Source organism: Streptomyces endophytica, assembly GCF_026153355.1.
Taxonomy (GTDB): domain Bacteria; phylum Actinomycetota; class Actinomycetes; order Streptomycetales; family Streptomycetaceae; genus Streptomyces; species Streptomyces endophytica.
Genome location: NZ_CP110636.1, coordinates 5,185,551 through 5,200,216 on the forward strand (window position 1 = coordinate 5,185,551; position 14,666 = coordinate 5,200,216).

9 protein-coding genes and 1 pseudogene are annotated in these 14,666 nt (G+C 73.4%); 1 reads left to right on the forward strand and 9 read right to left on the reverse strand.

Features of this window, described 5'->3' with window-relative positions; genetic code table 11:
- Positions 1–57: 57 nt before the first annotated feature.
- The 8 genes and pseudogenes from OJ254_RS23190 to OJ254_RS23230 all read right to left on the reverse strand — a co-directional run bounded on the left by OJ254_RS23190 (position 58) and on the right by OJ254_RS23230 (position 11,459).
- Positions 58–885 (reverse strand): trypsin-like peptidase domain-containing protein, encoded by an 828-nt coding sequence (locus OJ254_RS23190; RefSeq protein ID WP_265363875.1) that lies wholly within the window; start codon positions 883–885, stop codon positions 58–60.
- 73 nt (positions 886–958) lie between these two features.
- Positions 959–1,795: a polysaccharide deacetylase family protein gene (locus OJ254_RS23195; protein ID WP_265363876.1), complete on the reverse strand. Its 837-nt coding sequence runs from the start codon at positions 1,793–1,795 to the stop codon at positions 959–961.
- Between the two features lie 44 nt (positions 1,796–1,839).
- Complete coding sequence (locus OJ254_RS23200; RefSeq protein ID WP_265363877.1) at positions 1,840–4,641, reverse strand: glycosyltransferase; 2,802 nt, start codon at positions 4,639–4,641, stop codon at positions 1,840–1,842.
- Positions 4,642–4,684: 43 nt separating this feature from the next.
- Positions 4,685–5,971, reverse strand: coding sequence for a lipopolysaccharide biosynthesis protein (locus tag OJ254_RS23205; RefSeq protein ID WP_265363878.1), 1,287 nt, complete (start codon positions 5,969–5,971; stop codon positions 4,685–4,687).
- Positions 5,968–7,302, reverse strand: coding sequence for a glycosyltransferase family 2 protein (locus OJ254_RS23210; protein WP_265363879.1), 1,335 nt, complete (start codon positions 7,300–7,302; stop codon positions 5,968–5,970). Before OJ254_RS23210 ends, OJ254_RS23205 begins: the two co-directional genes overlap by 4 nt.
- Positions 7,299–8,129 carry a glycosyltransferase family 2 protein gene (locus tag OJ254_RS23215; protein WP_265363880.1) on the reverse strand — a complete coding sequence of 277 codons (831 nt, stop codon included), beginning with the start codon at positions 8,127–8,129 and terminating at the stop codon, positions 7,299–7,301. The genes OJ254_RS23210 and OJ254_RS23215 overlap by 4 nt, the downstream gene beginning before the upstream one ends.
- Before the next feature lie 401 nt (positions 8,130–8,530).
- Positions 8,531–10,215: pseudogene (locus OJ254_RS23225) on the reverse strand (putative bifunctional diguanylate cyclase/phosphodiesterase).
- Positions 10,216–10,652: 437 nt separating this feature from the next.
- Positions 10,653–11,459: an SAM-dependent methyltransferase gene (locus OJ254_RS23230; RefSeq protein ID WP_265363883.1), complete on the reverse strand. Its 807-nt coding sequence runs from the start codon at positions 11,457–11,459 to the stop codon at positions 10,653–10,655.
- Positions 11,460–11,558: 99 nt separating this feature from the next.
- Here OJ254_RS23230 and OJ254_RS23235 point away from each other — a divergent pair, with 99 nt between their 5' ends.
- On the forward strand, positions 11,559–13,409 hold the full coding sequence (locus OJ254_RS23235) for a glycoside hydrolase family 15 protein (protein WP_265363884.1): 1,851 nt from the start codon (positions 11,559–11,561) through the stop codon (positions 13,407–13,409).
- A 58-nt stretch (positions 13,410–13,467) separates the two neighbouring features.
- Here the strand turns inward: OJ254_RS23235 and OJ254_RS23240 are convergent, their stop codons facing one another.
- Entirely contained in the window at positions 13,468–14,568 is a 1,101-nt protein-coding gene (locus OJ254_RS23240) for a GNAT family N-acetyltransferase (protein ID WP_265363885.1), read from the reverse strand.
- Positions 14,569–14,666: the final 98 nt, after the last annotated feature.

Consider the following 14,666-nt stretch of genomic DNA (forward strand, 5'->3'; position numbering starts at 1 on the left):
GGGCACGGGCCCGGCCCGGAGGCACTTCCTGGGCGGGCCCGTGCGCTCCGGGCGGGCTCAGGTGGCGAGGTGGAAGCCGGCGCCGACGCCGCCGTGGGCGTTCATCTCGTCGAGGATGTTCAGGATCGGCGAACTGTGCTGGGCGCCCCAGGCGTTGCCGACCAGCGTCTGGCCGTCGACGACGGGGGAACCGGAGTCACCGCCGTCGGTCCAGATGAGGTGGGTGAACCAGATGTCGTGGGTGCCCAGCTTGATGCCGCAGGTCAGGCCGGTGCGGTGGCCTTCCTTGCACATCCGGGTGCCGTTGGCGGGCGGGGCGCCGAGGGAGGTGATGGTGACGCCGCCGACCGTGCTGGTCGGCGCGACCCGGCTCTCGTCCAGCTTGATCACCGCGTAGTCCAGGCCCTTGGGGCCGGAGTTGAGCAGGTTGTTGGGCGTGCTGACGTAGGTCACCGTGCCGATGACGCCGGTGTCCAGGTCGGGGCGGCTGTCGGCGAGCGGGGCGGGGGAGAAGGCCGTCCCGGCGGGCGAGCGGTCCCGGTAGACCTTCTCGCCGACCAGTTTGTTGCCCGCCTCGTCGATGAAGCAGTGGGCGTTGGTCAGGGCCACCAGGTTGCCGGCCGCGTCCCGGCCGACCGCGGTGAGGGTGCAGACGTAGAAGCCGGTGGGCTCCTGCGGGTTCGGCTGCAGCCGGAAGATGATCCCGGTGCCGCCCCCGATGGCGGTGCGGGTGTCCGCGCTCGCGGCCGGGGCGGTGACCAGGGACAGGGTGGCGAGGAGGAGGGCGAGGCCAAGGGCGCGTAACGCGCGTAAGTGACGTGACAAGAGGATCACTTCCCGTTGCGGGGCCTGGACGGCCGGGGCGACGATGTCGGCTCCAGCCAACCGCTGACCGCGCTCCGCGGGGAGGCAATCATCCATTTTGGACTATGTGAGGTGCGTCACCTCGTCAGGTGAGTCAGCCCGATTCCCGTGACAGGGTGCCGGATTCCGACGGCCCGCCGACCGGGCGGCCGAGCAGGGCGCGGGTGCGGCGGTACAGGCGCCACCCCGTCGTGCGGAAGGACTCCCCGGCGGGATTCACCGGCGCGCCGCCGCCGCGGACCCACTGGGTGAACAGCTCCGGCCGGGTGTCCGCCCGCACCATCAGGCGGGGGATGCGCATCGGGTCGCGGTCGGCCGTCGCCAGGGCGTTGCGCACCGCGCAGGCCGAGGTCCAGCCCGCCTCCCGCACCGTGCGGCGGACCGCGCTGCTGGAGTAGCCGTGCGGATAGGCGAAGGCGTAAACGGCGTGGTTGAGCGCGTCCTCCAGCCGCCGTTTGCAGTCGACGACCTCGTGCCAGACGCGCTGCGCGGGCAGGGCGTCCAGCTGGGGGTGGGTGACGGTGTGGCCGCCGATCTCGATGCCGAGTGCGTCCAGGGTGGCGATCTGGCGCCAGCTCAGCATGGCGGCGGGCGGCAGCAGGCTGCCCTCCGGGGTGCCGCCGGGCGGATGCACGGCACCGGTGGTGATGAACACCGTCGCGGGCAGGGCGCGTTCGGTGAGCAGCGGTGCCACCGACCAGTAGAAGTCCGCGAAGCCGTCGTCGAAGGTCAGCACCGCGCAGCGGGCGGGCAGCGCGGGCCCGCCGCGGATCGCGGCGACCAGCCGGCGCAGCGGGATCACGGTGAGCCCGGCGTCCGCGATGCGGTCGAGTTGCTCGGCGAAGGCCCGGGGGGTGACCGTGTACGGCGCGATCCAGGGAGGTGGGTCGCTGGTCACCGAGTGGTAGAGGAAGACGGGCACGGCGCTCATGTCCGGTGTCCTTTCGGGACCCCCGTTCTGGACCGGAAGTGCTCTCAGGAGCCTCCTGGGGTGCGCTCCGGCAGGATGCGGTAGACGACCGCGTCGGCGGTGCGGTGGATGACGGGGTAGTCGGAGCGGTGGGCCAGTGCGCTCCGCAGATGGGCCAGGGTGCCCGGCGGCAGCGCGCCGGTGGCGGTGACCTGGGCCTCCTGGGCCCGGTTGAGGATCAGGTAGGCCGGGCGCGGCGGCCCCGATCCGGTCAGCACGTGCAGCTCGGCCGCGGGGTCGCGGCGCACCTGCCACTGGTCGCCGGGCGCCGCCTCGGACAGCCAGATCCGGTCGTGGTACTCGTAATCGTGGTAGGCGTACGGGAAGTTGTCCGAGGCGCCGACGATCAACGAGCCCTCGGGGGCGTGCGTGGCGAGCCACTTGGCTGCCGAGGTCTCCGAGGCGGTGAAGTAGTTGACGTTCTCCTTGCCGAAGTACGCCAGGGAGAGCGCGCCGAACAGCGCCACGAGCACCAGCGGCACCGCCGCGGCCCGCACCCGCCGCAGCGCGCGGCGCAGACCGCGCCCGCGGGACGGGGTCAGCAGCGGGGGCAGCAGCAGCGCCGCGGCGCCGAACGCGGTCGCGGGCAGCGCGAACAGGTACACCCGGAAGATCATCTCGCCGCCGTAGCTGTTGGCCACGGCCCAGGGCAGCGGTGCCACCGCGAGCCACGGCAGCGCGGTGCGCCGCAGCGAGGGCCGCACCAGCACCGCCAGCCCGGCGAAGAGGAAGACCACCGCGGACAGGATCCGGTCGGCCCAGGCGACCATCACCTGTCCGCTGGTGGCACCGGAGAGGCCGAGCAGCCCGGACCCGGCGTTCGACTCCGGCGTGGTGAGGCCGCCGATCAGGTCGTGGAGGTTCGCCTCGATGAACGGCCGGGCCGCGGTCGCGTCCCAGGCCGTCGCCAGCGCCAGCGCGACCAGTGCGACCGGCAGCACCACCCGGCGGTTGCGGCGGGGCAGGGACAGCAGGAGCAGCGAGCCGATCAGCATCACCGGGGTGAGCGGATGCGACACGACGATGGTGGCGATCGCGAGCAGCACCAGCACCGCCCAGCCCAGTGATGGCCGGCCCGGTCGCGGCCGGCCGGGCCGCGGGAGGCGGTGGGCGACGGCCGCGATGACGCACACGTACAGCAGGAAGGCGAAGGCCTGCGGCGAGAAGTAGTCCTGGCCCACCCATGAGCAGCTGAAGAAGAGGAAGGCGCCGCCCCAGATCAGCCGCCGGCTGCGGGAGAAGGTGCGGTACAGCATCAGCAGCGGGACCACCAGCGCCGCGTTGATCAGCAGGGGGAACCAACTCGCGTACGAGCCCGGTGACGTGAGGCCGATATGGGTGACGAAGAGGTCGTTGAGCCAGAAGAAGCCGGGCCAGTGGGCGTAGACGGCCAGCCGGCCGGCCGCCGTGGGCAGGGTGCCGGTGTCCAGCAGGACGTCGGTGACCGCGACGTGCTTCCAGGCCCAGGAGTATCGCAGTTCGGGGTAGAGCGCCAACGGCGTGGCGTGCAGGAAGGTGATCAGCGCCAGCACATAACCGGTGTACTGCCAGGTGCGGCTGTGCCGGTCGGCCAGCGCCGCGCAGAACCCGAGAGCGAGCAGCACCAGCCCGGTCCAGTAGGTGACCGGCAGGACCTGCACCAGGCCCAGGTCGCCCATCGCGCCGAGGTCCACCCCGCGCAGCAGCGTGCACAGCCACAGCAGCAGCGCGGCGGGCAGCGCGAGCACCGCCAGGGCGCGCAGGGCGGCCTGGCCGCGGGTGCGTTCGACGGGGCGGCGCAGCCGGCCGACGGCGTAGCCGAGGACCGTGGCGGTCACCCCGCTCACCAGCGCCGGCACCGTGCGCGGCGGTGCCTCGCCGCCCGGCCGCAGCCCGTCGGCCACCGCGGCCGGGAGGGTGTGGCGCAGATACGTGCGTTCGCTGGCCAGCGCCGGGCCGGCACCGGCGTGCCGGGCGACGGCCGCCTTCGACAGCCCCTCCGCGTAGCAGCGGGCCCGGAAGTACGCGCGGGTGGTGCGGGCGGCGGGTACGTGGTGGCGGACCGCGGCGGCCGGCTCGTACAGCAGCTTCCCGCCGGGGTTGCGGGCCGCGACCCGCAGGCAGAGCTCGGTCTCCTCGCAGCCCAGCGGGCGGGTGCCGATCCGGCCCAGGTCGGTGCGGAAACCGCCGGCGGCCAGCACCTCGGCGCGCCGGAAGGACATGTTGGCGCCGATGAAGTTCCGTACCGGCGCGCGGCGTTCGGGCAGCCCCTGGTAGGAGCAGCCGACCACCCAGTCGAACTCGCGGGGGAACCAGGCGGGCCGGCCGGTCTCCCACAGGGGGCGGACCAGCCCGCCGACGCCGAGCACCCGCGGGTCGTGATAGGCGGTGAGCAGCCGGGCGGTCCAGTCCGGGTCGGCCGCCGCGTCGTCGTCGAGGAAGGCCACGATGTCGCCGTGCGCGGCCGCGACCCCGGTGTTGCGGCCACCGGAGAGTCCCTGTGCCTCGGCGTTGGGCAGCACCCGTACGCCGGGCAGCGCGCGCTCGGCCCGCCGGGCCAGCTCGGGGCAGTGGTCGACGACCAGCAGGATCTCGTCGGCCGGGTAGTGCTGGAGCTGCACCGAGCGGACGGCGTCCAGCAGTTGCCACCAGCGAGCGAGGGTGTACGCGCAGATGACGACGGTCAGGCTCGGCTCGGTGCGGGCCGCGGCGGTCGGAGCTTGCTGCACCCCCACGGTCGTCGACGCGCCACTGCACAGCATGCCGAGCACGAAGCGGACCGCCTGCAGCAGTCCGGCGCCCAAGAGGCGGAATCGGAGCGCGTTCATCGAGGGCTCCTTGCGGGGGACGGCAGCCAGCGCGGCAGTGTGATCAGCAGGGGCAGGGCGAGTGCGCACTCGGCCAGCAGCCAGGCGGCGCCCACCCGGTGATGCCGAAGGGATGGATCAGCCGGACGGTCAGGCCCAGCACCAGGGCGCACAGCGCCGCCTGGAGGGCGACGGCCCAGGCCAGCCGGCGGCGGGCGCGCGCCACGTCGATGGCCACGTTGAGCAGCAGGTTGGGCAGGGCGGAAAGGGCCAGCAGCCGCAGCACACCGGTGGCCTGGTCGGCGTACTCGGCACCGAAGACCGACAGCAGCCAGGGGGCGGTGACGACCAGGACGATCACCCCGGCGGTCAGCGGCGGACCGGTGTGCCGCAGCACCCGGCGGCCGAGCTCGCTGATCCGGGCGGGGTCGTGCGCGGCCTCGACCAGCAGCGAACTGCCCATGTTGTAGGTCGCCAGGTAGAGGGTGTACGCGATCACCCACGACAGGGAGAAGTAGGCGTTCCGGGCGCCGCCCAGGGTGTCGAGCACGATCAGCGGCACGATGTTGTAGGCGGACAGCCGGAAGAGGGCACCGCCGTAGTCGGTGGCGGCGTAGCCGAGCAGCCGGGGCGGCATCCGCCCGTCGCCGTGCGCCCGTTCGTGGGCCGGCACCGCGCGCCGCAGCAGGACGTAGTTGGCGACGACGAGCGAGACGGCCAGCGCCCCGGCCCACGACAGCAGGATGCCGGAGCTGATCGCCCAGCCCGCGGCCAGCGTCAGCACCAGGACCTTGACCACCGCGAACACCGCGTTCTCGCCGAGCACCCAGTTGGCCCGGCGGACACCGGTCAGTGCCCCGTCCTGCACGATGAACAGCGCATAGCCCATCGTCCCCGCCACGAAGAACGGGCCGATCAACGGGCCCCGCAGGAAGTTCAGTCCGGGGGCGATCAGCGGCACCAGGGCGAGGAAGGCGCCGGCCAGCAGTCCGGCGCACAGACCGGCCGCGGCGTAGCTGCGCAGCAGCAGCCGCCGGGTGTGCCGGCCGGCCGACGGGACGAACCGCACCAGCACGTCGGAGAGGTTCAGCTGCCCGAAGCCGGCGAGCAGGGTCACCGCGGAGATCACGGCGTAGGAGCGGCCGACGGTCTCCGGGCGGTACCAGGACGTGGCGAGCACCCAGTAGAACGCGCCGACCACGGCCGTCATCAGCGAACTGGCCACCAGGACATGGCCGTTGCGCAGCAGCGGCTCGTAGCGGAGCGCGGAGCCGACCCGTCGGCGCAGCACGACCAGGTAGGGCGCGGCGGGCAGGTCCGCGACGCCCGGGGGAGCGGTGTGCGGGGTCATGACGGTCCCGTTCGGGCGGTGGCGGCCCGGTGGGTGGCGTGGACGCTGCGCAGATAGCCGACCGGGCCGTAGAGCATGCCGCGCAGCTCCAGCAGGGCCAGCCGGGCCGGCCAGGCACCGGTCGGTGCCGAGCGGTCGTGGGCCCGGCCGACGGCGTGCCGGATGCCGCCCGGCAGCCGGCGCAGCAGGGCGGGCAGCGCCCCGGGACGGTGCCGCAGCGCGGCGGCCAGGAAGGCGCCGAACCCGGCGCCGTAGCCGAACGCCTGGGCCGGCAGGGCGTCCGCCTCGCGGCGGTGGCGGTGCCAGATGACGGCGTCGGGCTGATAGACGATGCGGTGCCCGGCGGCCAGGACGAGGAAGAAGGCCAGCAGGTCGTCGCCGCCGTGCGCCGGGGTGCCGGTGCCGGTCGACGGGTCGAAGCCGCCCAGTTCCCGCAGCACGTCGGTGCGGAAGGCCATGTTGGCCCCGGAGCCGAACTGCCCGGCGGTGAACGGGAAGAGCGGATCGGCGGGCGGGTCGGCCAGCGACCAGCTGCGCGGGGCGAACCCCTTGCCGAAGCCGCCGTGGAACTCCAGCGCGGACTGTGCCGCGGTCACCAGTTCGGCGGGCACGATCAGCCCGGTGACGCAGCCGACCCGTGCCCCGCCGCCCTGTGCGCCGCCGCCGTCGTCGAAGGCGCGCTCCAGGGCGTCCAGCCACCCGGGGTCGGCCAGCGTGTCGTCGTCGGTGAAGGCGCAGATCCGGCCGCGGGCGGCGAGCAGTCCGCGGTTGTGCGCCCGGGCCAGGCCCGCCATGGATTCCCTCACATACCTGACCCGGGACGGATAACGGGCGCGCACCAGCCGCTCGGCGGCGTCGTCGCGCGGTGCGTTGTCGACCACCACGATCTCGTACGAGGGGTGCCGGCTGCGCAGCAGCGAGTCCAGGCACTGGCGCAGCATCCCGGGACGGTTGTGGGTGGCGACGATGACGGTGACCGCCGGTGGTTGCGCCGCTCCCGGGGCCCGGGCCGGACGGCCGGGACCGGTCCGGAGTGCCTCCGGGGCGGCCGGTGCGGTCAGTTGGCGATGCGCGGCTTCGGCCAGCGCGTGGTACAGGCCGGTGGTGTCCCCGAGCACACCGTGGGCGCTGACCATCCCGAGCGGGTGTCCTTGCAGCCGCACCAACGCCAACACGCGTCCACCCGGAGCGGCGGCCGGTGCGCCGCCGGGTGAGCGCAGCTCACCGGGCGCCGCCAGGTCCAGCTCGACGACATGGGCGGGGGTGTAGAGCGAATCGCGGGCGGCGAGACCGGGGCAGGCCGCTGCGGTGCGCGGGCCGAGGCCGGTCATCGCTTCCCCACTCCCAGGGGCGCCGTGCGCCGGCCACCGGGCCGTTCGGCGAGCAGCGTCCGCAGCACCCGGCGGCCGTCGGAGACCGCGTGGAGATGCGAGTGCCCGCTGCGGCGGGGAAGTTCCAGGCTGGGCACTTCGGCGACGCGAAGTCCCAGCCGCAGTGCGTGGGCGATCAGTTCCGCCTCGATCTCGAACCCGGGCGCCTGCGGGTGCAGGTCGTCCAGGAAGCTGCGGCGGAAGGCGCAGAAGCCGTAGCAGAGATCGGTCAGGGTGGCGTGGTAGACCCGGTTGACGACGGTCAGCAGCGCACGGTTGCCCAGTGAGCGCACCGGCGTCAGGTCGAGCGAGCCGCCACCGGCGATGAAGCGGGAGCCCTTGACGAAGTCGAAGCCGTTGTCGAGGAAGTGCACGTAATGCGGGATCTCACCGGGCCACATGCTGCCGTCGGCGTCCATCATGACGATGTATTCGCAGGTCGCGGACAGGAAGCCGGTGCGCAGTGCGTCGCCCTTGCCGTGCCCGGTCTGCTGGACCACGCGCACGGAGGGCAGGCAGTGCGCGGCCATCCGCACGGTCGCGTCGTCGGACGCTCCGTCGACCAGGATCACCTCGTCGATCGAGGACGGGATCTGGTTGAACACCCAGGGGACGTTGCGGGCCTCGTTGTGCGCCGGGATCACCAAACTGACGGTGTGTGAGGTCGGTGGGAGGTCGCTCTCCCGCCGCATCGGGAGTGGACTGGTGATGCGGTCGCTGGAGCGGCGCAGCGGGCGGCCGCCGTCGACGGTGCGCTGGATCATGCCGGAGGGCAGAGTGGTACTCATGAGCGTGCCTCACGAAGCGGCAACGGACGCCCGGGCCGGAAAGCCGCAGGGCGTACCGGAAGGTGAGGGGCGTACACCGGCGGCGCGGCCGCCGGGGCCTGTTCGAGAAGGCGCGGTACACCCGTGAACCATGAGGAGAACGAGCTGCGGGGACGCGAGGCAGGAGGAGCTCGCGGAGGAACTCGGTCGCTGTACCCCGGGCGATGAGACGCCGGGTCGTTCTCGGACGCTGGAAGCGTCGACCACCACGACTGGCAAATGTGCTGTCCGTTGGGGCTGTGGGGCGGTGCCCGCACTGCCTACGGGTGCCAGGGCCCCATCATGGACAGGTCCTCGGTGCCGAGTCAAGGGGATATGTCCAAAATGCCGGAGAAATTATCATCGGGGGATGGTGGGGCCGTTCAGCCCTCCCCGTCGGCGCGGGTGCCGCCCGCGGCCTCGACGATCCGCCGGGTGATCTCCCCGGGCCGCACCGGACGGCCGTAGTACCAGCCCTGCGCGCAGTCACAGCCGATCGCCCGCAACCGCTGTGCGTCCGAGGCCGTCTCCACCCCCTCCGCCGTCACCGACAGCCCCAGCGAATGCGCCAGCGACACCATGCCGCCGATGATCCGCCAGCCCACCGGATCCTCCCCGGCCGCATGCAGTTCGGACACGAACGACCCGTCGATCTTCAGTCCGGAGACCGGCAGGTCCCGCAGGTACGCCAGGTTCGACCAGCCGGTGCCGAAGTCGTCCACCGTCAGCGACACCCCATGTCGACCAGCTCGTGCAGGGCCTGCAGCGCCGGGTCCCGCGGGCCGAGCATCGCGCTCTCGGTGATCTCCAGCTGCAGCCGGCCCGGATCGAGATCGCTCGACCGCAGGATCCGGTCGATGTCCGCGATCAGCCCGGCGTTACGGGCCTGCCGCACCGCCAGATTGACGTTCATCCGCGGCGCCGCGTCACCGAACCGGTCCGCCCAGCGCGCCGCCTGCTCACAGGCGTGCAGCAGTACCCAGCGGCCCAGCGGGATGATCAGCCCGCTGTCCTCGGCCGTCATGATGAACTCGTCCGGTCCCAGCACCCCCAGCTCCGGGTGGCGCCAGCGCACCAGCGCCTCCACCGCCACCATCGCCCCGTCGTCCAGCGCGCACAACGGCTGGTAGTCGAGGAAGAACTCCCCGCGGTCCAGCGCCATCGGAATCCGCACCGACATCGCGTACTGACTCACCGCCACCGCGTTGCGCTGCGGATCGAACAGCGTCCAGCGGCCGCGGCCCTCCTTCTTCGCCCGGTACAGCGTCAGGTCCACACTGCGCATCGCGGCGCTCGCCGTCGTCGCGGAGACCGGCTGCTCCACCACCCCCATGCTGGCCCTGACCGCCAGATGCTGATCGCCGATCAGGAAGGGCGGCGCCAGGGTCCCCAGCACCCGCTGGGCCACCGCGATGCCCTCCTGCGGCCCCTTGCTCCGCTCCATCAGCACCGCGAACTCGTCCCCGCCCAGCCGCGCCACCAGGTGACCCAACGGCGCCACCCCGGAGTGCAGCCGGTCCGCGACCGCCCCCAGCAGCTGGTCCCCCGCCTCGTGGCCCAGGCTGTCGTTGATGTTCTTGAAGCCGTCCAGGTCCAGCGAGCACAGCCCGAACCGCGCCCCCGGCCCCGGATCGTCGAACAGCGCCTCCAGCCGCTCGAAGAACGCCGTCCGGTTCGGCAGCCCGGTCAGCGGATCGTGCGTGGCCTGATGGCGCAGCCGTTCCTGCAACCGGTGCTGGTCGGTGATGTCCTCCAGCATCGCCACCTGGTAACGGGGCGTGCCCTGTTCGTCGCGGATCAGCGAGACCGTCAGGTGCGTCCAGATCACCTCGCCGTCCCGCCGGTAGTACGGCTTGTCGCACTGGAAGTTCTCCCGCTCGCCCTGGACCAGCTCGTGGTACGTCTCCCAGACGCCGGCCGAGTCCTCGGGGTGGACCAGCGACTCGACGTTGAGCCCGCGCATGTCCTCGGCGGTGGCCGCGAACATCTCCTGCAGCGTGTGGTTCACCACGAGGAGGTTGCCCTCCAGGTCCGCGAAGCCGATGCCGATCGCGGCGCGCTCGAACATCGCCCGGAACCGGGCCTCCGACGCGTACAGTGCCCGCTCCGCCTCCCGCCGTGCCAGGTCCACCGCGCGCCGGATCGCCTCCTGCTCACGCAGCGTCCGGTCGCGCAGCGCGGCCGACCAGCCCGCGGCGAACGCCCCGGTCAGCGCGGGTCCCCGGTCGTCCCGCGCCGGCCACTCCTGGAGCAGCTCGATGGCCCGGGCGAGCACCACGGGGTCGGTGAACTGGGCGTCGATCAGCAGCGCCCCGGCCCGCTCGGCCGGCCCCGGATCGAACGGCTCCTCCCCGTGGGCCCGGCTGAGCAGCTCGGCCGTGCGGTACACCAGCGGGCCCAGGACCCCCGGGCTCACCGCGGCCCCGTGGCCCTGCCGCAACAGCCGGGACCAGGAGTCGCGGAAACGGACCGCGGCGGCGTCCACGCGCCCCCCGGCCGGGAAACTCACGGCTTCAGCCCCACTCCCGCCAGGCCGCTCAACAGCTCCGGATGCGGTCCCACCGACGCGGGATCCTGCGGACGCCACTCGGGGAGGTAGACCACCCCCGGCTCCAGCAGCCGGAATCCTTCGAACAGCGCCACGATCTGCTCCCGGGTACGCATGGTCAGCGGCGCCGACGCCCGTGCGTACAGGTCCTCGTGCTTCTCCACCAGATCGGGCCGGCCCTCCCGCGCCCCGTGCGACAGCGCCAGCGCACTGCCCGTCGGCAGCGCGGCGGACAGTTCCCGGACGATCCGCGCCGGGTCCTCCTCGTCCGTCACGAAGTGGAGCACGGCCAGCAGCAGCGCCGCCACCGGCTCGCGCGGACGCAGCAGTTCCGCCACCGCGGGCCGCGCCAGCAGCTGCGCCGGATCCCGCATGTCGGCCTCGACCACCGCACACAGCGGGTCATCGGCCACCAGCAGTCTGCTGTGCTGCACGGCCACCGGGTCGATGTCCACGTACACCACCCGCGCCTCGGGCTGCACCACCCGCGCCACCTCGTGGACCGGGCCGAACGTGGGGAGCCCGGAGCCGATGTCCAGGAAGCGGGTGATGCCCTCCCCGGCGAGGAACTGCACGGCCCGCCGCAGGAAGGCCCGGTTCTCGCGCATGATCAGCGGCAGGTCCGGCCACATCTCGACGGCCTCCCGGGCCAGATCCCGGTCCGCCGCGAAGTTGTGCGAACCGCCCAGGTAGCAGTCGTAGACCCGGGCGACGTTCGGAACGTCCTGGTCGGTGTCCTCGGGCACCCACCGCCGCCGCGTCATGGAGCGTCCCTCCTCCCCAGACGAGGGATCCCACGCTGCAAAAAAAGCCTCCTACGATCCCATATCCGCCGCAAGCGGGCCAGTCGGGAGCCGTGCGCCGTGCGCCGAACGGGCGGCCCGCGCGCCCCGCCGCCGTCGCGCGCAGAATGGACAGCACGAAGGGACGCCATGCCCGGACGCATCGAGGACTACGCCCTGCTGGGCGACCTGCAGACCGCCGCCCTGGTCGGGCGGGACGGCTCGATCGACTGGCTGTGCCTGCCCCGCTTCGACTCGCCCAGCTGTTTCGCGGCCCTCCTCGGCGACGAACGGCAGGGCCACTGGCGGCTCGCCCCGGTCTCCGGCGGGCCGTGCGACGGCCGGGCCTACCGCGGCGACACCCTGATCCTGGAGAGCACCTGGGAGACCCCCGACGGCGCCGTCCGGGTCGTCGACTTCATGCCGCAGCGCGACCAGTCACCGCGCCTGGTCCGCCTCGTCGAGGGCCTGCGCGGCAGCGTCGAGATGCGCGGCGACCTGCGGCTCCGCTTCAACTACGGCCGGATCACACCCTGGGTGCGGCGCACCGAGCACCACCGCATCGCGGTCGCCGGACCGGACTCCGCCTGGCTGCGGCTCGCCCCCGGCGTGCACACCTACGGCCAGGACACCAGCACCCGCTCGGACTTCACCGTACGGGCCGGCGAGACGGTGCCGTTCGTCCTGACCTGGCAGCCCTCCCACCTGCCCAACGCCCACCGGGTCGACCCGGACCGCGCCCTGCGGGAGACCACCGAGGCCTGGCGGCGCTGGACGGCCGGCTGCCGCTACGACGGCGAATGGCGCGAGGCCGTCCTGCGCTCCCTGATCACCCTCAAGGCGCTCGCCTACCGGCCGACCGGCGGGATCGTCGCCGCCGCCACCGCCTCGCTGCCCGAACACCTCGGCGGCGTACGCAACTGGGACTACCGCTTCTGCTGGCTGCGCGACTCCAGCATGACGCTGTCCGCGCTGCTGCGCGGCGGCTTCCGCGAGGAGGCGGCCGCCTGGCGGCAGTGGCTGGTTCGGGCCATCGCCGGCGACCCGCGGGACCTGCAGAGCGTCTACGGCGTCGCCGGTGAACGGCGGCTGCCCGAGACCGCCGCCGACTGGCTGCCCGGCTACGAGCACTCCGCCCCGGTCCGCTTCGGCAACGCCGCCGTCGACCAGCTCCAGCTCGACGTCTACGGCGAGGTCGTCGACACCCTCTACCTCGCGCTGCGGGCCGGCATCCCGATGGAACGCCATGTCTGGGGCCTGCTGCGGACCTTGATGTCCTTCATCGAGGCGCACTGGCAGGACCCGGACGAGGGCCTGTGGGAGGGCCGCGGCGGCCGCCGGCACTGGGTGCACTCCAAGGTCATGTCCTGGGTCGCCGCGGACCGTGCGGTCCGGATGGCGCACCTGACCGGCCTCGCGGCCCCCGTCAACCGCTGGCGGGCGATGCGCGACGCGGTGCACGCCGACGTCTGCGCGCACGGTTACGACCGGGAACGCGGGGTGTTCGTCCAGCACTACGGCAGCCGGGAACTGGACGCGGCCACCCTGTTCATCGTCAAGACCGGCTTCCTGCCGCCCGACGACCCCCGGGTTGTGCGCACCGTCGACGCGGTGCGCGACGGACTCGACCACGCCGGCTTCCACCGCCGCTACGCCGGACGGGCCGCGGTCGACGGACTGCCCGGCACCGAAGGCGCCTTCCTCGCCTGCTCGTTGTGGCTCGCCGACGCACTGGCCGCGACCGGCCGGCACGACGCCGCCCGGGAACTCTTCGCCCGGGTGCTGTCGGCGGCCAACGACGTCGGCCTGCTCTCCGAGGAATGGGACCCCGAGCAACGCCGCCAACTGGGCAACACCCCGCAGGCGTTCACCCATGTCGCGCTGGTGAACACGGCGTTCCTGCTGTCCGAGGACGCCGCCGTCGCCGCATGACGCGGCCCGTACCCGGACAACTCCCTTCGCCCGCTTGCCCGTTCACCCGCCGGCCCGTTCAGCCGCGCAGCGCCCCGTAGCGCCGCAGCGCGCCCCGCACCCGGGACCGCAGCCACGGCCGGGCGGTGATGAAGTCCCGCGCCGTGCGCTCGGCCGCGTCGTGCAGCAGGGCGCCGCCCGCCACCAGCGTCGGCCGCCACAACAGGCCCTGTGGCAGGGCGCGTTCCTCGGTGGTGAACGCCTGCTTGTACTCCGAGTCGCCGGTGCCCAGGTCGACGGTGGTCACCCCCAGCTCCGCTGCGGTCGCGATCACCCGGCCGAGCAGCACCGTACCGGGCGAATGCGCCGCGTACCGGTGGTCGAAGGCGGTGACGCAACAGGTCAGCACGGTCGCCGAACGCAACGTGAGCTGCATCGCCGCCGGCTCGTCACCGAGGTACAGCACGGACAGCGCGCCGGTGCACGTCGGCGTGCGCAGCCCCGCCAAGGCGTGCGCCAGCTCCGAACCGCGCTCCGCGGCCAGCGGATCGGACCAGCCGCTCGCCCGGTACTGCGCCGACTTCCACCGCAGCATCGTCCCCAGCAGCCGCGGATCGCGCTCGTCGAAGACGTACCGCACCGGCACCGCGCCGCGCGCCAGCCGGTTCTCGTGCTTGCGCAGGGTCTTCGCCGAGGCGGGCGAGCGCCGCCGGACGGCCGTGCGATGGGCCTCGTAGCCCTCGCTCAGATCCGCCAGCGGACTCGGCACCCGGCCCAGCAGCCGGACCCCGGGCGGCACCGCCGTACCCGCCCCGCCGAGCGGCGGACCGGCCGGCTCGGCCTGCACGAACCGCCACACCGCCAGCCCGCAGGCGGCCAGCACGGCACGGTAGTCGGGCCGCGGCAGCCCCGGCTCGCAGAGCAGCCCGCCCACGTCCGTGAAGCCCTTGCCGATGACCTCGCCGACGCCGTGCCCGCGCTCCTCGAAGCCCAGCCAGCCGCACCGGCCGTCGCTCTCCAGCACCGCGACCCGGGCGGACGGACGGACCCCGCCGACCGCCCGCGCGAAGTCCGGGGACAGCACCGGATGGGCCGCACCGCCGGGCGCGGACAGTGCCCGCGCCCAGCGCTCGGCCCGCACACCGCCGAGCGCACCGGCCGCCAGGACCTCGATGTCCATCCCCAGCGCCTCCGCCTCCCGCGCCGCAGCCGCCGGCGCGGGGTTGTCGGGAGATCCGGAAGCAGGCCCTCAGGAGCGTCCCCCGGAGCGTGCGGCCG

Bases quoted from the DNA above. Each gene is read 5' to 3' on its own strand.
- OJ254_RS23195 (WP_265363876.1), bottom strand. From the start codon at position 1,795: ATGAGCGCCGTGCCCGTCTTCCTCTACCACTCGGTGACCAGCGACCCA.
- OJ254_RS23200 (WP_265363877.1), bottom strand. From the start codon at position 4,641: ATGAACGCGCTCCGATTCCGCCTCTTGGGCGCCGGACTGCTGCAGGCG.
- OJ254_RS23205 (WP_265363878.1), bottom strand. From the start codon at position 5,971: ATGACCCCGCACACCGCTCCCCCGGGCGTCGCGGACCTGCCCGCCGCG.
- OJ254_RS23210 (WP_265363879.1), bottom strand. From the start codon at position 7,302: ATGACCGGCCTCGGCCCGCGCACCGCAGCGGCCTGCCCCGGTCTCGCC.
- OJ254_RS23215 (WP_265363880.1), bottom strand. From the start codon at position 8,129: ATGAGTACCACTCTGCCCTCCGGCATGATCCAGCGCACCGTCGACGGC.
- OJ254_RS23230 (WP_265363883.1), bottom strand. From the start codon at position 11,459: ATGACGCGGCGGCGGTGGGTGCCCGAGGACACCGACCAGGACGTTCCG.
- OJ254_RS23240 (WP_265363885.1), bottom strand. From the start codon at position 14,568: ATGGACATCGAGGTCCTGGCGGCCGGTGCGCTCGGCGGTGTGCGGGCC.